Origin of the sequence: Campylobacter concisus (assembly GCF_902460675.1) — a bacterium.
GTDB classification, from domain to species: Bacteria; Campylobacterota; Campylobacteria; order Campylobacterales; family Campylobacteraceae; genus Campylobacter_A; species Campylobacter_A concisus_AJ.
Genome location: NZ_CABPUQ010000001.1, coordinates 960120 through 979576, shown reverse-complemented (window position 1 = coordinate 979576; position 19457 = coordinate 960120). Strand labels below are relative to the sequence as shown.

Annotated in this window: 19 protein-coding genes; 14 read left to right on the top strand and 5 right to left on the bottom strand. The window is 39.1% G+C overall.

Features of this window, described 5'->3' with window-relative positions:
• Positions 1-29: 29 nt before the first annotated feature.
• The 11 genes from F3G88_RS04755 to F3G88_RS04705 all read left to right on the top strand — a co-directional run bounded on the left by F3G88_RS04755 (position 30) and on the right by F3G88_RS04705 (position 10593).
• Complete coding sequence (locus F3G88_RS04755) at positions 30-611, top strand: NAD(P)H-dependent oxidoreductase (RefSeq protein ID WP_149715508.1); 582 nt, start codon at positions 30-32, stop codon at positions 609-611.
• A gap of 74 nt (positions 612-685) precedes the next feature.
• Positions 686-1405, top strand: a complete 720-nt coding sequence (locus F3G88_RS04750) for a DUF8095 domain-containing protein (protein ID WP_149715507.1) — start codon at positions 686-688, stop codon at positions 1403-1405.
• Positions 1406-1461: 56 nt separating this feature from the next.
• Entirely contained in the window at positions 1462-3651 is a 2190-nt protein-coding gene (gene purL / locus F3G88_RS04745; protein WP_149715506.1) for a phosphoribosylformylglycinamidine synthase subunit PurL, read from the top strand.
• Positions 3652-3654: 3 nt separating this feature from the next.
• Positions 3655-4707, top strand: a complete 1053-nt coding sequence (locus tag F3G88_RS04740; protein WP_103598235.1) for an SDH family Clp fold serine proteinase — start codon at positions 3655-3657, stop codon at positions 4705-4707.
• Position 4708: 1 nt separating this feature from the next.
• Positions 4709-5443: a DnaJ domain-containing protein gene (locus tag F3G88_RS04735; RefSeq protein ID WP_149715505.1), complete on the top strand. Its 735-nt coding sequence runs from the start codon at positions 4709-4711 to the stop codon at positions 5441-5443.
• Positions 5444-6016, top strand: coding sequence for a hypothetical protein (locus F3G88_RS04730; protein ID WP_149715504.1), 573 nt, complete (start codon positions 5444-5446; stop codon positions 6014-6016).
• 22 nt (positions 6017-6038) lie between these two features.
• Entirely contained in the window at positions 6039-7571 is a 1533-nt protein-coding gene (gene purH / locus F3G88_RS04725) for a bifunctional phosphoribosylaminoimidazolecarboxamide formyltransferase/IMP cyclohydrolase (protein WP_149715503.1), read from the top strand.
• A gap of 77 nt (positions 7572-7648) precedes the next feature.
• Entirely contained in the window at positions 7649-8689 is a 1041-nt protein-coding gene (gene msrB, locus F3G88_RS04720) for a peptide-methionine (R)-S-oxide reductase MsrB (protein ID WP_149715502.1), read from the top strand.
• Positions 8690-8762: 73 nt separating this feature from the next.
• Positions 8763-9101: a hypothetical protein gene (locus tag F3G88_RS04715; protein WP_149715501.1), complete on the top strand. Its 339-nt coding sequence runs from the start codon at positions 8763-8765 to the stop codon at positions 9099-9101.
• A gap of 1 nt (position 9102) precedes the next feature.
• Entirely contained in the window at positions 9103-10293 is a 1191-nt protein-coding gene (locus F3G88_RS04710; protein ID WP_149715500.1) for a peptidase M50, read from the top strand.
• A gap of 3 nt (positions 10294-10296) precedes the next feature.
• Positions 10297-10593 carry a metal-sulfur cluster assembly factor gene (locus F3G88_RS04705; protein WP_021093003.1) on the top strand — a complete coding sequence of 99 codons (297 nt, stop codon included), beginning with the start codon at positions 10297-10299 and terminating at the stop codon, positions 10591-10593.
• Between the two features lie 282 nt (positions 10594-10875).
• Here F3G88_RS04705 and ftsZ read toward each other — a convergent pair whose 3' ends face one another.
• The 4 genes from ftsZ to F3G88_RS04685 all read right to left on the bottom strand — a co-directional run bounded on the left by ftsZ (position 10876) and on the right by F3G88_RS04685 (position 15638).
• The gene (gene ftsZ / locus F3G88_RS04700; protein ID WP_103566946.1) at positions 10876-12015 is read right to left on the bottom strand and encodes a cell division protein FtsZ; all 1140 of its coding nucleotides are present in this window, start codon (positions 12013-12015) and stop codon (positions 10876-10878) included.
• A gap of 14 nt (positions 12016-12029) precedes the next feature.
• Complete coding sequence (gene ftsA, locus F3G88_RS04695; protein WP_149715499.1) at positions 12030-13448, bottom strand: cell division protein FtsA; 1419 nt, start codon at positions 13446-13448, stop codon at positions 12030-12032.
• 5 nt (positions 13449-13453) lie between these two features.
• Positions 13454-14911 carry a peptidylprolyl isomerase gene (locus F3G88_RS04690; protein ID WP_149715498.1) on the bottom strand — a complete coding sequence of 486 codons (1458 nt, stop codon included), beginning with the start codon at positions 14909-14911 and terminating at the stop codon, positions 13454-13456.
• Between the two features lie 139 nt (positions 14912-15050).
• On the bottom strand, positions 15051-15638 hold the full coding sequence (locus F3G88_RS04685) for a class II aldolase and adducin N-terminal domain-containing protein (RefSeq protein WP_002940326.1): 588 nt from the start codon (positions 15636-15638) through the stop codon (positions 15051-15053).
• A gap of 126 nt (positions 15639-15764) precedes the next feature.
• Here F3G88_RS04685 and rsmH point away from each other — a divergent pair, with 126 nt between their 5' ends.
• Genes rsmH through F3G88_RS04670 form a run of 3 tightly spaced genes read left to right on the top strand, consistent with a single transcriptional unit; the run spans position 15765 to position 18924 of the window.
• A complete protein-coding gene (gene rsmH / locus F3G88_RS04680) occupies positions 15765-16688 on the top strand; it encodes a 16S rRNA (cytosine(1402)-N(4))-methyltransferase RsmH (RefSeq protein ID WP_149715497.1) in 924 nt (307 codons plus the stop codon).
• A gap of 2 nt (positions 16689-16690) precedes the next feature.
• Complete coding sequence (locus F3G88_RS04675; RefSeq protein ID WP_002940285.1) at positions 16691-16984, top strand: hypothetical protein; 294 nt, start codon at positions 16691-16693, stop codon at positions 16982-16984.
• On the top strand, positions 16975-18924 hold the full coding sequence (locus F3G88_RS04670; RefSeq protein ID WP_149715496.1) for an FUSC family protein: 1950 nt from the start codon (positions 16975-16977) through the stop codon (positions 18922-18924). Before F3G88_RS04675 ends, F3G88_RS04670 begins: the two co-directional genes overlap by 10 nt.
• Here the strand turns inward: F3G88_RS04670 and F3G88_RS04665 are convergent.
• Positions 18903-19409 (bottom strand): hypothetical protein, encoded by a 507-nt coding sequence (locus F3G88_RS04665; protein WP_149704921.1) that lies wholly within the window; start codon positions 19407-19409, stop codon positions 18903-18905. The two genes, F3G88_RS04670 and F3G88_RS04665, sit on opposite strands and share 22 nt — an antisense overlap.
• Between the last annotated feature and the right edge of the window lie 48 nt (positions 19410-19457).

The following is a 19457-nucleotide window of genomic DNA, read 5'->3' as shown; positions in this document are numbered from 1 at the left end:
TAAAATCTGAGCTTTTTAAAGGAGAGAATATGAAAATTTTACTTTTAAATGGTGGCAAAAAATTTGGCCATTCAGATGGCAGGCTCAATCAAACACTTCACGATCTTGCGTGCGAAAAACTAGCGAAAATGGGTCACGAGGTAAAGCAAACCGTGATAGATCAAGGCTATGATATCGAGGCTGAAGTTGAGAAATTTCTCTGGATGGATGCGGTAGTTTGGCAGATGCCAGCTTGGTGGATGGGCGAGCCTTGGATAGTGAAAAAATATATCGACGAGGTCTTTACAGCAGGTCATGGCAAGCTTTATACGAGTGATGGCAGGCACAGGGTAGATCCAGCGAAAAACTACGGCAAGGGCGGCTTGCTAAATGGCAAGAAATTTATGTTAAGCCTTACTTGGAATGCCCCAGCCGAGGCATTTAGCGATCCAAATGAGTTTTTTGAGGCGCGCGGCGTTGATGGAGTTTATTTTCATTTTAGAAAGGCAAATGAATTTATGGGCCTAAAGTCGCTTCCGCACTTTATCTGCTGCGATGTTATCAAGATGCCAGATGTGCCAAGATACCTAAAAGAGTATGAAGCGCATCTTGAAAAAGTTTTCAAAGCGTAAAAACAAATTTCTACCGCTCTCTAGCCATTTGCGCTAGAGGGCATTTAAATTTATATCTATCTTGTGTGGGGAAAATGAGGACAAAATTTCTATTTTTAGCTGCTGTTATCTTTTTTATTGGGTGTGCTAGCAAGCAAATTCTAAAGCCAAGCGAAAAGTCAAATTTACTCTATCTTGAAAATAACGAAACCTTGCACGAGATGAAATTTTATAAGCTGCAAAACAGCCTAGATGACTTTAATAAATTTGCAAACATTGTCGGCAAGGCTGAGATAAAAGTAGCTGGCGAAAATGGCAAATTTAGCGCTCTTGGCGAGCTAATGCAAAGTGGCGACGCAAATAAAACGATGATCGCTAAAAACCTAGACACTAGCAAGGACGCTGTGCTATCAAATTCTAACGATATAGATGAGCTAATAAAGGCTAAAAATATCAAATTTTATGAAATTTCAAATGGCGCTATAAAGAGCGTGGTTTATAGCACAAAGAGCATGCCAGTTTGCGAAGCTTTTGCAAGCGGCAAAGAGGCGATAAAAGTAAAAAGCGTGACAAATCACCCTTTGAAAAATGGCTTTTTTGCAGTGATCCTAAACTCAGATATATCTAATGATCAAGGCTTTTTTCTAAGAGAGACGAGGTATTATTTCAACCTTTCAAGCGAAGATGAAGAGAAGATTAAGGCTGAGACGCTAACGCAAAATTTTTACAAAACATTTATCGAAAGTGACCTCGTGAGACAAGGTGAAATTCTCTCAAATGTGCTTTGTTTTAGTAAATTTCAAAAGGCTTTTTAGTAACTTTTTATAAGCAAGGTTGTAAAATAGCTTAAAATTCTTAAAAGGTTACATCAATGGATAAAGCTACCATACAAGCACATAAAATCAGCGATGAAGAGTATGAGGAGATCTTAAAAATCCTAGGCCGTGAGCCAAATTTACTAGAGCTTGGCATATTTTCAGCGATGTGGAGCGAGCACTGCAGCTACAAATCAAGCAAAAAATACCTAAACGGCTTTCCGACAAAGGCACCTTGGGTCATCCAAGGACCTGGTGAAAATGCCGGCGTCATCGACGTTGGCGACGGGGTTGCAGCTGTATTTAAGATGGAGAGTCACAACCACCCAAGCTTTATCGAGCCGTTTCAGGGCGCTGCAACTGGCGTTGGTGGAATTTTAAGAGACGTCTTTACGATGGGCGCAAGAGTCGTTGCGAACATGAACTCACTTCGTTTTGGTGAGATAAGAGGCGAGGGTGAGCTAGCCAAAAAGCATAGATATTTGCTAAAAGGAAGTGTAGCTGGTATCGGACACTACGGAAACTGCATGGGCATCCCAACGATCGGCGGCGAAACCACCTTTGATCCTAGCTTTAATGGCAATATCCTAATCAACGCCTTCGCGCTTGGACTTTGCAAAAGTGATGAAATTTTCTACGGCAAGGCTGAAGGTGTGGGCAACCCAGTCATCTATGTAGGCTCAAAGACTGGCAGGGACGGACTTGGCGGCGCTGTGATGGCGAGCGATAGCTTTAATGACGAAAATAAATCACTTCGCCCAACGGTGCAAGTGGGCGATCCATTTGCTGAGAAGCTGCTTATGGAAGCTTGCTTAGAGCTCTTTAAAAAAGACTACATCATCGGCATCCAAGATATGGGTGCAGCAGGGCTAACAAGCTCTAGCTTTGAGATGGCTGGCAGAAGTGGCAGCGGCATGAAGATGTATCTAGACCGCGTACCTATGCGCGAAGTTGGCATGACGCCTTATGAGCTGATGTTAAGCGAGTCTCAAGAACGAATGCTGATATGTGCTAAAAAAGGCTATGAGCAAAAGGTACTTGAAATTTTTAGAAAGTGGGACCTTGACGCTGAGATCATCGGCGAGGTCACAAGTAGCGGTGTGATGCAGCTTTACTGGCACGACGAGCTTGCAGGCGAAATCCCTATCGGCCCACTTAGCGAGGCAGCTCCTGTGCTTGATCGTCCAGTCGCACGTCCAAAATACCTTGATGAGATAGCAAATTTAGAAATTCCAAATAATGTTGATAATAAAACGGCATTTTTTAAGCTTTTAAAAGAGCCAGAAGTGCTAAATAAAAGCTTTATCTACGATCAATACGACGCAAATATACAGACAAATACGATAAAACAGCCAGGGCACTTAGGTGCTGCAAGCATCAGAGTAAAAGGCACTAAAAAGGCTGTCTCAATGGCTGCGCAGTGCGACCCTAGAGCAAATTTTGTTGATCCAAAGATCGGCGCTGCAAGAGCCGTCGCGGCAGCTGGTAGAAAGGTAGCGATGAGCGGCGCTGTGCCACTTGCTATCACCGACTGCCTAAACTACGGCAACCCGCAAAATCCAGAGGTGATGTGGCAGTTTAAAGAGGGCTGCGAGGGCATAAAAGAGGCTTGCCGTGAGCTAAATACGCCAGTCGTTAGCGGTAACGTGAGCCTTTATAATGACACTGACGGTGTTAGCGTCTATCCAACGCCAGCCATCGTCACTGTGGGCGTAAATGAAGATGCAAATTTAAATCTAAAAAGCACATTTTCAAGCGAGGGTAGAGCGATATATCTACTTGGCAAGACAAGCGGAGAATTTGCGGCTTCACTTTACGCAAAGTCGCTATTTAACGTGGTTGGTGGCAAGCTAAAAGAGGTTGATTATAAAGCTGAAAGGGCCCTTTGGGAGCTAGTGATAGAGGCGAATAAAGAGCAAATTTTAGAGTTTGCAAATAGCGTAGGCGTAGGCGGTCTTGCTATCACGCTAGCAAAAATGGCTAGTATTTCAAACATCGGCGCAAACTGTGAAGTTAAATTTAAAGAGCCAAATTTCATCTTTGACGAGAGCTTTTCAAGGGCGGTCGTGGGTGTAAAAGACGAAGCTAAATTTGAAACGCTTGCGGCTAAATTTGGTGTGAGATTTGAAAAGATTGGCGTTAGCGGAGGCAAGAGATTTAAACTAAATGATATCGATGAGAGCTTAGAGGACGTAAGAGAAATTTATCTAAAAGAGTTTGCGAAAATCGTAAAAAAGGAGGACTAAGAGATGTTTTCTAAAAAGTCTCAAAAAGCAAGCGGGGAAAAGGAAGTAGAGCAAAACGAGAAAAAGGGCGTGGCAAAACCGCCAGTGCTCTTTAGCGATACTCAAAATTTGATAAGTACGATCGAAAAAAGGCTAAATGCCCCTTTGATAACCTACTACAACTCAAACGCTGGTAATGTCTGCGGCAACGATGCCAGTGCAATGTATGAAATTTTAAAGGGTAAAAAGATAGACACTGCCTATCTTTTCATAAAAAGTGACGGCGGAAGCGGTATAGCCGCACTTAGGATCATTAGCACCCTTAGAAACTACTGCAAAAATTTAATAGCACTGATCCCATCAAACTGCGCCTCAGCTGCTACGATGATGGCGCTTGGCGCAAATGAGATCGTCATGGGGCCACTAGCATATCTAACGCCAGTTGATACATCGCTCAAGCATGAACTTAGCCCTACAAATAAGGGCAACGAGTTAGTTAGTGTATCGATGGACGAGCTTAGCCGTGTGGTGAAGCTTTGGAAAGAGCAGGACAAGGATAGACCAAACGACACAAACCCCTATAACTCGCTATATGAGTACATACATCCGCTAGTTTTTGGTGCGGTTGATCGCGCTAGCTCGCTCTCACTTAAAATTTGCTCTGAGCTGCTTAGATATCACATAGATGATGACAAAAAGATCGTTGAAATTTCAGAGCGACTAAACGCAGACTACCCAGCGCACGAGTATCCAATACTCTTTCGTGAGGCGCAGGAGATCGGCCTGCATGTCAAAAAAATGGACGATGATCTAAACGAGATGCTTCAGGAGCTAACGCTGCTTTACTCAGAGATGGGACAGCGTGCCTTTACAGACTACGATGAGAACAGCTATCACGATAACAACATCGCAAACATCATCGAGACAAACGGCAAGCAAATTTACTATCAGATCGATAAAGACTGGTTTTATCGCCCTGAGGAGCGCCGCTGGAATGTTATGAACGACGAGAGCTCATGGCGTAAAAATGAGCTAGTAAATGGCAAGATAAAAAATACGATCTATCACTTGTGGTAATATGTCTGGAGTTTTGTTTTTACTGATATTAGGCGGTGCGATATTTTTCTTTATGAGCGTGCAAATAGGCAATAACCGCAAGAAACAAGCAAATGTAGATGAGGCTAAATTTCTAGTCTCACTGCTTGCAAAAGTCGCTAAAAGTGACGGCAGAGTTAGCGAGCTAGAGGCTAGGCTGATCACTCAAGTGCTTGACGATCTAAGCCAAAAAGTTAGCGGTGTTAGCGGCGTGCGTGAGTATCTAAAAGAGGTATATAAGAGCCAAAAAGAAAATGTAGATAACGCCTATGAAACCGCCAGAAACTACAAACAAAGCTTTAGGCTGAGCTATAAAATTTGCATCGCAAGACTTACTTATTTTTTAAATTTAGCCTACATCGACGGCGAGCTAAACGAGAGCGAGCGAAAGGTGATCACAAATATCGCTTATGGATTTGGCATAGGCAAAGAGACGCTAGATGAGATCATAGCAGACTTTGCAAATTTCTATGGGCAAGAATTTAACACAAATTTGTATTTAAATTTAAACGATAAGGATGCTTATGAGGTTTTAGGCGTTGATAAAAATGCTAGTTTCGATGAGATCAAACAGCGATACAAAGAATTAGTGAGGCAGTATCACCCTGATATTTTGATGGGCAGAGGTGAGAGCAAAGAGGTGATAGAGCGTTCAACCAAAAAGCTTCAGGAGATAAATGAGGCTTATGGGCGATTAAAAGAGAAATTTGGAGTTTAGATGAAGAAATTTATTATTTTATTGTTAGCGGTGGCTGGCTTTTGTAATGATTTTAAAGTGGTAAATGTCGATGGAAAAGAGATAAAATTTAAGCTTACGCAAAGCGAGCTTTATCAAGATCAAAGGTTGCTCATCAGCAACTACGATGTTAAAGATAGCAATGTGAGCATAATATTTGTCGATAAAGATGGCAACAAGAGTGACATTATGTCAGTTCAAGCAAAAAAATTAAACGAAATTAGTGAGTATATCTTTTCGTATGATCGCGGCATAAAGGTGATGAAATTTAGCTCGAAAAAGCCGATATGCGAGGCGTTTGAGAAAGAGGAACCTGTAAATTTAAGCGTATTAGATGCGAGTTACTTTGATGGCAATCAAATTTCAAGCTATGCCTTTAGCGTTGATATTGTTGGTCAAAAGCGTGAAAACTTTGTAGATAGAAAAGACTATTATATAGATGCAGCTGCAAATGTTATGGTGACGCTAGAAGCTTTATCGATAAAGAATATCGCAAAGGATATAAAAATGGGGCAGCTTCTGCTTGTAAAAGGTATGTGTTTAACAAAAAGATAAAAAATTTAATAAAGGAGAAAAAATGAGAGCGTTGCTTAGCGTTAGCGATAAAGAGGGCATTGTAGAGTTTGCAAAGGGGCTAGAAGAGCTTGGCTGGCAGATACTTTCAACTGGTGGCACCTACAAACTTTTAAAGGCTGAGGGGGTAAAAGCCACTGAGGTTAGCGAATTTACGGCGTCGCCTGAGATGTTTGAAGGCAGGGTAAAGACCCTTCATCCAAAGATACATGGTGGCATCTTGCACAAACGCGATGACGCTACGCACGTGGCTCAGGCAAAAGAGCATGGCATCGAGGGCATCGACCTAGTTTGCGTAAATTTATATCCTTTTAAAGAGACTACCATCAGGACTGATGACTTTGCCGAGATCATCGAAAATATCGACATCGGCGGCCCAGCCATGGTAAGAAGCGCTGCTAAAAACTTTAAAGACGTGCTTATAGTCACAAGCGTGCTTGACTACGATGAAATTTTAAAGCGCCTAAGAGAGAAAAGCGATGATTGTGATTTTAGAAGATCGCTGATGATAAAGGCATTCGAGCACACAGCAGCCTATGACAGCATGATCGCAAACTATATGAATGATAGATTTAATGGTGGTTTTGGTGATGCTAGATTTATCGTGGGAAGCAAGGTTTTTGACACCAGATACGGCGAAAATCCACACCAAAAAGGCGCGCTTTATGAGTTTGATTATTTCTTCACAAACAACTTTAGAGCCTTAAAAGGCGAGGCAAGTTTCAATAACATGACCGATATAAATGGCGCGCTAATGCTTGCAACTAGCTTTGATGACGCTCCTGCTGTGGCTATCATCAAGCACGCTAACCCTTGCGGCTTTGCGGTAAAAGATACGCTGCTAGAGAGCTACGTGGCAGCGCTTAAGTGCGATCCGATCTCGGCATACGGCGGTGTAGTCGCGATAAATGGCACGCTTGATGAGGAGCTAGCTAAAAAGATAAATGAAATTTACGTTGAAGTAATCATCGCTGCAAATGTAGATGATGCCGCACTTAAGGTATTTGAGAGCAAAAAACGCATCAAAATTTTCACTCAGGATAATAAATTTTTAGTCCGTGCAAATGATAAATTTGACTTTAAGCACATCGATGGTGGATTTGTATTTCAAGAAAGAGACTTCGTAAAAGACGAAGAGCTTGAAAATATGAAGCAAATGAGTAAGAAATTTGCAACTGGCAGCGAGCTAAAAGACGCTCAGATCGCGTGGAAAGTGGCTGCACTAACGAAGAGTAACTGCGTAGTTTATGTAAAAGATGGCGCTATGGTGGCTATTGGCATGGGTATGACTAGCCGTGTGGATGCTGCTCGTGCGGCCGTAGCAAAGGCAAAAGAGCTAAAGATCGATCTAAGCGGCTGCGTGCTTGCAAGTGAGGCGTTCTTTCCGTTTAGAGACAGCATCGACATCGCTAGCAAAGTGGGGGTAAAATGCGTCATCGAGCCAGGCGGTAGCATCAGAGATGATGAGGTGATAGAGGCTGCCGATGAACACGGCATGTCGCTATATTTCACCGGCGTTAGACACTTCTTACACTAAAATTTAGGGGCGCTTTGCCCCTTACTTCACACTTTATAACTTTAAATTTTATATAATCCTTCAAAAAAGGAGCTCACATGAAAAAGATATTAAATTTTCTCTTGGTTTTGGCGGTACTTTTGGGTGTAAATTTGATGGCAAAAGATGAGTTTTTAAAGGAGCAGACGATGGCAGGGCAAAATTTGAAAGAAATTTATTTAGCAGGTGGCTGCTTTTGGGGCATGCAGGGCTATTTTAAAAAGATATTTGGCGTGGTGGATACGAAAGTGGGCTACGCAAATGGTAAGAGTGAAAGCACTAGCTACCGTGAGCTGCACGAGAGCGATCACGCCGAGACACTTTATGTGAAATTTGATGAAAACAGGGTTGCTTTGGCTGAAATTTTGGCTCATTTTTTTAGAGTGATCGACCCGACCTCGCTAAATAAACAGGGCAATGACGTCGGCAGGCAGTATAGAAGTGGGATTTACTATGTTAGCAAGGACGATCTACCAGTTATTGAGAGCTTTATAAAGATAGAGCAAAAGAAATTTAAAGATAAGATCGTGGTTGAGGTAGCACCACTTAAGAATTTCATCATTGCCGAGGAGTATCACCAAGACTATCTTGACAAAAACCCTTTTGGATACTGCCATATAGATCTAAATTTAGCCGACAAACCGCTTTATGATGAGGCTAAATTTAAGCCACTTAGCAAAGAGGAGCTAAAGAAAACTTTAAGTAGCGAGCAGTATGCCGTGACGCAGGAAGCGGCGACTGAGAGGCCATTTAGCAGTGAGTATGATAAATTTGACAAAAAGGGCATCTATGTTGATATCACAAGTGGCAAGCCGCTCTTTTCAAGCGCTGATAAATTTGACGCAGGGTGTGGCTGGCCAAGCTTTACAAAGCCTATCACGACAACGGCGCTTACGTATAAAGAAGACAACTCTTTTATGATGAAAAGGGTCGAGGTGAAGTCGCAAAACAGCGATGCGCACCTTGGGCATGTCTTTGACGATGGACCAAGCGATAAGGGCGGGCTAAGATACTGCATAAACGGAGCTAGTCTGAAATTTATACCGCTTGAAGATATGGCTAGGCTTGGATACGAGGAGTTTATCCCCTACGTAAAATAGCTTTTGTTGAAGCAAATCAATGGTTTGAAAAGTTTAATCAGAGTATAATTCTCCAAAATCAAAAGGAGAAAAAATGAGTGAATTTTTCAAAAACGCAGAGCAGTTTGACGTAGAGGGTGCGACGGTGCCATTTTATAAATTTAGTGAAAATGGAGCAAATTTTGTAGGCTTTGACTCACGTCCTTGCGTGCCGCCAGAGCCCATGATGAACGCGCTTTTGGCAATAAAATTTGCTGATAAAAACACAAAGATCGTGATGGTAAATCACAAATTTCCAGCTGGGCTCATCCCAAAGATAGAAAAGAGCTTTGACATTAAGCGCGAGGACCTTGAGGGCGGGGCTGTGAAGATGACTTTTAGCCTAAAAGAGGGTGCGAGCATAGAAAACATAGACACTAGCCTTTGCCACTAAAATGCTTTTAAACACCTATGCGCCGCCATTTAAGCTAGTTGGCGGCTACTTTATCGCTGGCATTTTTTTCTTAGCGCTTAGCGTTCCGGCCTTTTTCTACGCTGATTTTGAGGCGATTAGCTCGCTAAATACGGCTGGCTTTTTGCATATATTTTTCGTGGGCTTTGTGATGAGCATCATCATCGGAGCGCTCTATCAGCTAACCTCGGTCATACTAGAAAAGCCGTTTTTTACGGTCAAAGGGGCAATTTTTAATTTAGTCATCTTTTGTCTGTCGCTGCTTGCTATGAGCTATGCGATGATATTTGGCGAGGCTAAAATTTTGCAAATCGGCGCAGTTTTTCTCTTTGGCACACTTCTCTTTTTTGGCTCGACCTATGCGCTAAGCTTTATGGGTAATGAAAAAAGAAGTTTCGCTGCCTTTGCACTCTTTGTCTCGGCGATATTTTTGCTAGTTGGCATAACGCTTGGATTTTGCCTAGTGATGATACTTGGTGGCACGCTTATGCTTGATTTTGCTATGACGCTAAAATTTCACGTATATTTTGTGCTGGGTTTTGTATTTTTCGTGATACTTGGGGCTGCAAGCGTGCTTTTACCGATGTTTGCGCTGGCGCATGATCTTAAATTTACACTCAGCAAAGCATCTCTTGCCTTTTATATTTTTGCTGGAGTTTTGCTGGCGGTTGATGAAAATTTAGCCATTTTTGCGGTGGCTGTTGCAGCTTTGCTTTTTATAGCTCAGGCGTTTTATATCCTGAAAAAGCGCGTGAGAAAGGCGTATGACTACTGGAATGTAAATATCGCTCTTTCACTGCTTGCTTTGTTTATGGCTGCTATATTTATGATTTTTGAAAAGCTAAATTTGGCTGCATTTTTTATGATATATGGCTTTTTGTTTGCCTTTATCGTGGCTCATCTTTATAAGATCGCGCCATTTCTTATCTGGTATCACTACGTAGCACCCTTTGTTGGCAAGGCAAAAGTGCCTCTACTTGATGCGATGATATTAAAAAAAGCTGCATATTTTGCCATAGCATTTAATGCTATTTCGCTTGTGTGCTATCCTTTGGCGGTTAGCTTTGAAGTTAGAAATTTGGTCTATGCAAGTATGATTTTTATGGCTTTAAGCATCATTTTGCTTGCTGTAAATATGATAAATGTTTTTAAATTTACTGGTTTTAAAGGATAAAAAATGAAAGAAAAAATTTATGATGCTCTATCAAATATCGTCGATCCCGAGGTTGGCTTTGATATCGTTTCGCTTGGACTGATATACGACGTAAGCTGCGATGAAAACGGCAAAGCAAAGGTAACGATGACGCTTTCAACCAAGTCTTGTCCGCTTCATGAGATGATACTTGGCTGGGTTGAAACGGCTGTGCTTGGCGTGGAGGGTGTGAAAGAGTGCGAGATCGACCTAGTTTGGGAGCCAGAGTGGAATATCCAAATGGCAAGTGACTTTGTAAAAGCACAACTTGGAGTGCAATAATAAATTTGGCTAGAAATTTAGTTTAGCTGGCAAATTTCTAGCTTTTCTTCTTAAGCTTCTACTTTAAATTTTAAAAATATCATAAAAGCATAGTTAAATTTGTTTGGGAGTGCTTAAAGTATTTAATAAATTCACAAATAAATTTACGCAAGTAAAAACTAAAAATGCGAGTTATAGAATATAATTTTAGGCATTTGCTAGGTAATGGTTAAAATTTGAATATATGAAAAGGTAAATTGCAAGATAAACTTGCAATTTAACAGGAGAATTTTTGGTTAGGACTTAGTCCATTTGGTGACGAAGATATGATGGGATATCTAGCTGAGAGATATACTCATCACTGTTATATCCACCGCTTACTCTTCTTTTTAAAACTATATTTTTATTTAAAAGATCGTTTTCAGGCTCTTGGGCTATTTTTTTTTCTTCGCTTTCTTTTTCAGCACCTTTAAAACCTGTTGCGATGATAGTAACTTCGACTTTATTGTCTTCTATGTTTTCATCAGTTGTTGTACCAAAGATCACATCAGCATCATCATCAGATGCCTCCTCGATCATTGACATCGCGCTATGAAGATCATCAAGTGAGCAGTTTGGATGCATTTTAAAATGAACTAAAACGCCAAGCGCTCCGTTTATGTTCATGTTATCAAGTAGTGGTGATTGGATAGCATTTTTGATAGCTTCTTGAGCTGCACCCTCGCCATAAGCCTCGCCAACGCCCATTAAAGCATGACCTCTGTGGCTCATAACTGTTTTTACGTCAGCAAAGTCGAGGTTGATATCGCTGACACCAGAGTCAAGCACGATAGAACACATACCATTTACCGCTCTTGCAAGCACTTCATCAACCATCTTGAAGCTCTCTTTGATGCCTGATTTTTTATCTATCAAAGTTAAAAGTCTGTCGTTTGGTATGATAACGATAGAGTCGCTCTCTTTTCTAAGCTCACTTAGACCGATATCAGCTAGCTTGCTGCGCTTTTTGCCCTCAAATGAAAAAGGCATAGTCACAACAGCAACTGTGAGCGCACCTATCTCTTTTGCAGCTTGTGCAACAACCGGAGCAGCACCTGTACCTGTACCACCGCCAAGACCTGAAGCGATAAACACAACATCAGAAGTTTCAAGAGCACTTTTTATCTCTTCGTAGCTCTCTTGTGCAGCTTCTTTGCCAATCTCTGGTCTCATACCAGCGCCAAGACCTTTTGTCTTTTTTTCACCAAGCTGTATCTTTGTGTGTGCAGGAGAATTGTCAAGTGCCTTAGCATCTGTGTTTGCTATCATTAGATCGATGTCTAAATTTGGATTCTCTCTTATGATGTGGTTTATCATATTACCACCACCACCACCTACGCCTACTACCTTTATCTTTGCGCTATATAGGCTCTTGTTCTCTTCAATTGTGAAACTGTTGCTCATTGTAAAAATTCTCCTCAAAATAGTTGTGTCATGCTGTGCCAAAATTTCTTTAAAGCACTTGGTTTTTTTTCTTGCTTACTTATATCAGCGATATTTGCAAGCTCGTTTTTGTTGTTTGTTTGCTCTAAATTTATATCCATATTTACAAGCTCAATGCCCTCTTCAAAATCATCTTTTTCCTGTTTTTTTGCTTCAAATTTCTCTTTTTTCTCTTCTTCAAAAATGTTGAAATTTGTTTTTGGCTTTGATCTTAATTCACCTTTATATCTCATCTTTTTTTCTGAGTCTATCTCATAAGGCGTAAATTCTCCAGCGCCATACATACAAAGTCCTATGGCACAAGAATTTGCTGGATCTCTTAAAATCTCATATAAACCATCCATCTCTTTTGGTCTAGCGATCCTAACTGGCATGTTGTCAAATATCGCAGAAGCTAGGTCTTTTAGCCCATCAAGCTTTGTCATGCCGCCAGTTAGTACTATGCCAGCACCAACAAGATCTTTGTATCCACTATCTTCAAGCATATTTGCAAGTACCATCACAGTCTCTTCTGCTCTGGCTGAGATGACATTTGATATAACATCAAGTGAAACTTCGTGAGTTTTTTGCTCATCACCAAGTCTTGGAAGCTCGATAAGATCTACTGATTTATTTACTAGCTTGCCATATTCTAGTTTTATCTCTTCAGCTTTTGGTAAAGGAGTATGAAGTGCCATTGAAAGATCTATGGTTATATTTGCCGAGCCAACATGTAGGTATGAGTTGTATCTTAGTGAGTTTCCAGCGTGCACTACCATATTACATGTCTCGCCGCCCATATCTATAAGCGCAGCACCAAGTTCTTTTTCGTCTTTTGTTAGTGTTGCTATGGCTGAAGCGTAACCAGAAAGAACTACGTTATCAACTTGCACGCCTGCTAAATTTACAGCTTTTCTTAGGTTGCTAAGTTGTGATTTTTGAATGCTTATGATATGTGTTTGCACTTCAAGCCTAGTGCCATTCATGCCGATAGGATCTTCTATAAATTCCTGTCCATCTACTTTAAAGTTGTAAGGTAAGACATGAAGTTTTTCATATTCTGGTGAAGTCTCGGCATTGTGATCTGCCATCTGCATAGCACGCTCTATCTCTTTTATGCCTATTTCATGATTTGGTATATTTACTACGCCACTGCTATTTACGCTTTTAGTATATTTGCCAGATATCGAAACTACTACTCTTTCATAGTGTGTGCCTGCAACTTTTTGTGCTTCTATGAGTGCATTTTTTATAGACTTTGCAGCTAGTTCAATGTTGTTTATAGCGCCCTTTTTTATACCTTGTGCTTTTTCTGTGCCTATTCCTATTATCTTTATGCCATCATCATTTTGTTCTGCTATAACAGCACAAATTTGAAATGATCCGACATCTATGCCTAAAATTCTAGTACTCAAAATTTTTACCTTTTGACATATTCTTTAACTTCATAATATTTTAGAAGTTTATTTGTTAAATCTTTTATCAACTCATTGTTTTTAAGCATTGCAACATTTTGTTGTGTTATTTGCTTATAGTTGTTATTTATATTGTTAGTAAGCAATTTTTGTTCCAAAATATCGTACACTACGGCTTTGTCATCTAATATAACATAACCTTTTGTATTGTTAGTATCAAAAAATTGAGATACAAAAGCTCTTGTATCGCTCTCATTTAAGCCCGCAATAGAGCCATTTACCTCTCTGCTAACAAAGCCAACATCTGTGCCTTTAAAGTTTTGTAGAGTCTCTTTTGCTTTTGCTGTTAAAATTTCTTTTTCTTTTTTATTTTTATAAATTTCAAGCACATTAGCTCTTGCTTGTTCAAAGTTCATAGGTTGTGGAGGAGTTATACTTTTTATTCTAGCTATTAAATAGCCATCTTTGTAGATAAATGGTTTTATAACTTCGCCAACTTTTGCACCCTTGATCTCATCAAGTGAAAAAGTAGCATTGTCTTCATTTACGCTTATAAAACCATTGGTTGCAAGTTCAGCTTTTTTTACAGCGACATACTTTTCTAAAGCGTTAGTTTTGCTTTGTTCTATGTTATAGTCTTTATTAACCTCAGCTTTTACCTCGTTAAAAGGTTTTATCTTGTCATCAGATCCCTTGTATTTATCTTGGTTTTCATTATAGTAAGATTTTAAAACGCTCTCGTTTGCATCACTTTTTTCTGACTCGACAAAGTATGTATCTATGCCATAAAGTGTCTTTGTCATATAGTTATTTTTGTTTATCTCCCAAAGATCTTTTAGCTCTTTCTCATCTACTTTGATCTCGCTTTGATCAGCATTTACTACTTGCACAGCTAATTTATCTTGCATGAAAAAGCTAGCTTCCATCATCGCAATATCTTCTTTGCTTGCAGGCAAATTTAAAATAGTTCTAAGTTTGTCTAGTAAGATAGTTAGCTTTAGATTATCTTCAAAATCAGTTGGGTTTATCCTGGCTCTTCTTAGCACATCATAGTATAAATTTTTGTCAAAAACGCCGTCTTTTTGAAATGTTGGATCGACGATTATATATTTTAAAACGTCATCTTTATTAACACTAAGACCGATATCGTCTGCAAAATTTAGCAATAAATTTTCTTGGATAGCAGCTTGAAGTGCAGCATTTTCTAAGCCTAGTTCTTCAGCTTTCTCTTGAGTTAGTTTGCCTTCAAATATGTTATTGTAGTACTGATAAAGTCTATCGTATTTTTGTTGCAACTCTTGAACGCTTATGTTTCTATGTCCTACTTTAGCTACTGAAGTAGCTCTGTTGCTGTTTAGATCGTATGCGCCCCAGCCGACAAAACCAGCACCGACAAAAGCTATCGTGCTTACCCAAATTGTCACGACTAGGTATTTTTTATGTTTTTGCATCCAAGATAACATTAAGTTCTTCCTTTAAAATACTAACAAAGCTTGTGCGATATTTTATATAAATTTGGCTTAAATAAGCTTAAAATGGGGCTTTATAAAAACGTTTCTTGCTAAATTTTTACTAACATTTTTTATCTTTGTTAGCAAAAATTTAAATGCTAAAATCGCTGTAATCACCAGTAAAATGAAGCAGTTTGCAGCTATTTTCTAACAAAGCTATATCTTTTGCAAGTAGCTGAGGGCTCCTGCTATACGCGTAAACGCCGTATCCTTTGATCACGACGACGTTAGTATTTTTCTCTATCATCGCTCTATAAATTTCTGTCTCAGCACGCTCATACCAGTCGTCAAACTGCTTTGGATCATAGACTAAAATTTCATTAAATCTCATGCATCCAAAATAGTCTTTTGGTGCGATCTTTTCATGTTTCATTGCATAAGCTGTCACGTATGGAGGCATGGCGTAGCAGACAAATTTTGCTTCATTTATGTTTTTGTAGATGTTTAAGTGTATATCAGCATCCAAGCTCGCATCATTCCAGCGGTAGTCTTTTTTAGATGAAAGAAGCGTTAGATCACTATCTTGCAAGTCGTCAAAAATGGCACTTTGCTTGTTGATGATGAATTGATTTTTTTCTACCCTTGCTGAGATAGAACCATGAAAAACACCAAAAAAATTCTTTCTAAACATCGAAAGAGATATCTTTTTTATCTCATTTGTTGAGTGCAATAAGTCCATTTTTTCTCCTATGTTTGGGTGATTATATTTAAGCTATCTTAAAATTTGTGTAAAATTTTATGTAATGATAGCTTTTTAAGTAAAATTTCGATAAATTTTCACACTAAATTCATTAAAGAGGCAGTGTTGCAAAGTCCGCATATTAGCGTTTTACTTGACGAAGTTTTATCATTTTTTAAAGACCTGCGTGGAAATTTTATAGATTGCACGCTTGGATATGCTGGACATTCTAGTGCCATTTTGTCTCAAAATAAAAATTTAAATTTGATCGCTTGCGACAAAGACATCGAAGCTATAAATTTCTCGCTCAAAAAACTTGAGCCATTTGGCAGCAGAGTGAAAATTTATAAGAGCAATTTTTCTGAGCTTATTAGCAAACTTAGCAGCGATGAAATTTCAAATGTTAGAGGGATTTTAGCTGACATTGGCGTTAGCTCTTTGCAGATAGATAAAGATGATAGGGGCTTTAGTCTTGGCTCAAGCACGCTTGATATGCGCATGGATAAAGAGCGAGGATTTAGCGCCTATGACGTGGTAAATGGCTACTCGTTTGATGAGTTAGTTAGGATTTTTAGGGATTACGGCGAGCTAAAAAATGCCTCTGGGATCGCAAATAAGATAATAAATGCTAGAAATTTAGGCGAGATAACAAGCGCAAAAGAGCTTGCAAATATAATAGGCACAGCCCAGATAAAAGGGCGTGGCGTTAGCCCTGCGATACTAGCTTTTCAGGCGATCAGGATAGAGGTAAATGGCGAGCTAGACGAGCTAACAAATTTGCTTGATAGTATAGAAAAGGGCGGTTTTAAAAATTGCTTGGTGGCGATTATTACATTTCACTCGCTTGAAGATAGGATCGTAAAAGAGCGCTTTAAAAAGTGGGCAAATAGCTGTATCTGCCCGCCTGGCGTCTATAGATGTGAGTGCGGAAATAACCACGAACTGGGCGAAATTTTAACCAAAAAGCCACTAACGGCAAGCCAAAGTGAGCTAGCACAAAACTCACGAAGCAAGAGCGCAAAACTGCGTGTTTTTAAGATAAAAGGATAAAGATGCAAGAAAAAGAAGAGCTGCTAACACTTCACGACGAGGAGCAAAAACGTGAGGTAAATTTAAGCTTTAAGACGCTAGTGATGGTCTATCTTGCGGTTTTTATAGCGCTGGCTCTATTTTTGCCAAAAATTTACATAGCAAATCAAATTTATTATATAAGTAGAGATATTGCCGATATCAGCGGCAAACGAGATATGCTCCTTGAGGAAAACAGAGCTCTTAGCATAAAGCTTGAAAATTTGCGTTATAAAAATCAAATTTTAAACAATATGCAAGAGCGTCAATGGAAATAATCAAGAAATTTAAAAGCTTCATCCATTACTACGACCCTGCAAATTTCCAGCTCATCTACTCGCTAAAAGCTGCCACGACTATCGCCTTTAACTGCTTTTTGTGCTTTTACTTCTTTCATCTAAGCGGCGCCATCATGGCTGTAAATATCACGATGGGCATCTTCTTTCTTGGCGAGCTTGAGTGCAAAGATAGGAGCAAATTTGCCTTTTTACTACTTTATATTGCGCTTTCTTGCGCTTTTATGCCCTTTGTTGATCCTTTTATCAGCCTTGGCATTTGGCTCTCGCTTATCGTATTTGTCTGGATATTTGTGGTAGGTATTAGCCAAATTTATAGCTCAAATTTAAACAAAATTTTGCTTGCCGTAAATGCAACAGGGCTAGTTGCTTTTGTAACAAAGGCCGCAGTTGGGCTAAATGTGATTGATAGCATCGGTGGTCTGGTGCTTGCTGGCGTGCTAAGCATCATCATAAAATTTGAAAACTTTGGCAAATACGGCAAATTTACTAAAAAGAGCATCAGCTTTTTACTAGACAACGCCATCTTGTCGAGCAAGGCGCTTGGCACGAGCCATTTTTACGCAAGTATTGCAGATTTGATGAGCTCGATTGACAAATCAAAAGAAATTTTTGCAAACAAAAGCCTAAAGATAAAAGATGTTAAGCTAGTTAGAAATCAAGCTAGGGCTCTATTTTATTTTTATAAAGTTGAAGAGATCGCTCTTTTGCTTCGAACATTAGGCGCTTCGTTTGAAAGGATCGATGACAAAGCGCTTTTAAATGAGGTAAAAAATGAGATCGCTTACAACCTTTTTGAGCTTAAAAAAATTTTCAAAAATCAAACTCCAAAGCTAAAATTTGATGCGCTAAATTTAGCTAAAAACTCAAATTTTAAAATTTTTGCAAGCTCGCTTGGTGTGCTTTATGATAAATTTTTGCTTATAAAAGAGGGCGGCGAGGACAAACTCTCGTTTAATAAGACAAAAAAGATCACGCTAAAAGAGGCGTTTAAAAAGCTAAATTTAAAAAATGAAATATTAAAAGAGTCTTTAAGGCTTGCCATTTGCATGTCGATAGCCATTTTTATAGCGCAGGCGATGCATATAAATCATGGAATTTGGATAGCCATAGCAGTGATGAGTCTAAACAAAAGCGACGAAGATGCTTTAAAAAATGCTGGCAGAGATAGCCTTCTTGGCGGAGTTATCGGCTTTTTTATCGCGCTTGCTTTTGTGAAATTTATGGGTGAATCATACGCATTTTACGTGGTTGTCTTTATCGGTATGTTTTTGGTTTATTATCTAAAATCATACAAACAAATCGTCTTTGCAACGGCTTTTATGTTTGAATTCACAGTTATTTTTTCGCTTATAAAAAGAGACTTTTTAGCTCTTATGGTCGATAGACTGCTTGACGTGGCAGCTGGCTTTTTGATAGTTTTTCTTACATATATGCTAACTAAGAAAAATGACTATACAGCGATAAAAAATAGCTTAAGCAGTGCCTTGATAGGTTTTAGAAATTTAGTGCAAATTTCTCTAAATGAGTCAAACAAAGATGCTTTTAGCACGGATGAAAAAAGGGTTTTAGGTTCGCTAAATGAGCTAAACTACGCTATAAAAGTTAGTAAAAATTTAGACGATGATAATATGAAAAATGCAAAATTTATAGCTAGCAAGCTTGATGATATAAATAGCGATCTGGTTAAGCTTAGAAATTATCTGAATTTAGATGAGTTAAAAGAGAAAAACGCCTTGCAAAATGATATAAAAATCATCTCAGATAGGTTTTTGATGCTAGATAAAAAGATGAGGAAGCTTCCATATTATTTCATAAGCGAGATAGAAACGAAACTGCTTTGCAAGGACGAAAACGCTAAAAAGCTAATTTTGAGAGTTGCTTTAGGGCAAAGTGAAATTTACTCAGCGCTCTCTTTTTGAGAGATTAGCTTTTCATATATATATTGTTCTAAATCTTTTTTTGAAACGTCATTTTTAAGAGCGGTGTTGTAAATTTCTTCAACCTTGCTTGAATATTTTTCATATCCAAAATATGGAAAATGCACGCTCCAAGCCTTTTTTATAAGATCTAGGCTTATCTCTCTTCTTGCCCAAACCTTAAACATATCAAAGCCGATAAAGACAGCTGAAGTGACGATGGTGGTTGCGATTATCGAGATGTGCGCGTCAGCCTTTGCTAAAAAGTGGTGCGTGATGATAAGAAGCGGAAACAAGACTACAAAGCAGATAAGTGTGTAAATTTGATAGAGCTTTACGTGGTTAAATCTAAAATTTAGCTTTGCGCCATCAACTAGCATACCTTCGTTAAAAAGGGCATTTGCTTCAAGTAAATCTCTAAATAAAACTGGCTGTTTTGATACGAAAAAAACGTTTTTAATGATAGTGTTTCTTAAATTTTCTTTCATTTTTTATAGACTTTTTACCTTAAAAATTTCAGCTCATTGTATCTAAAA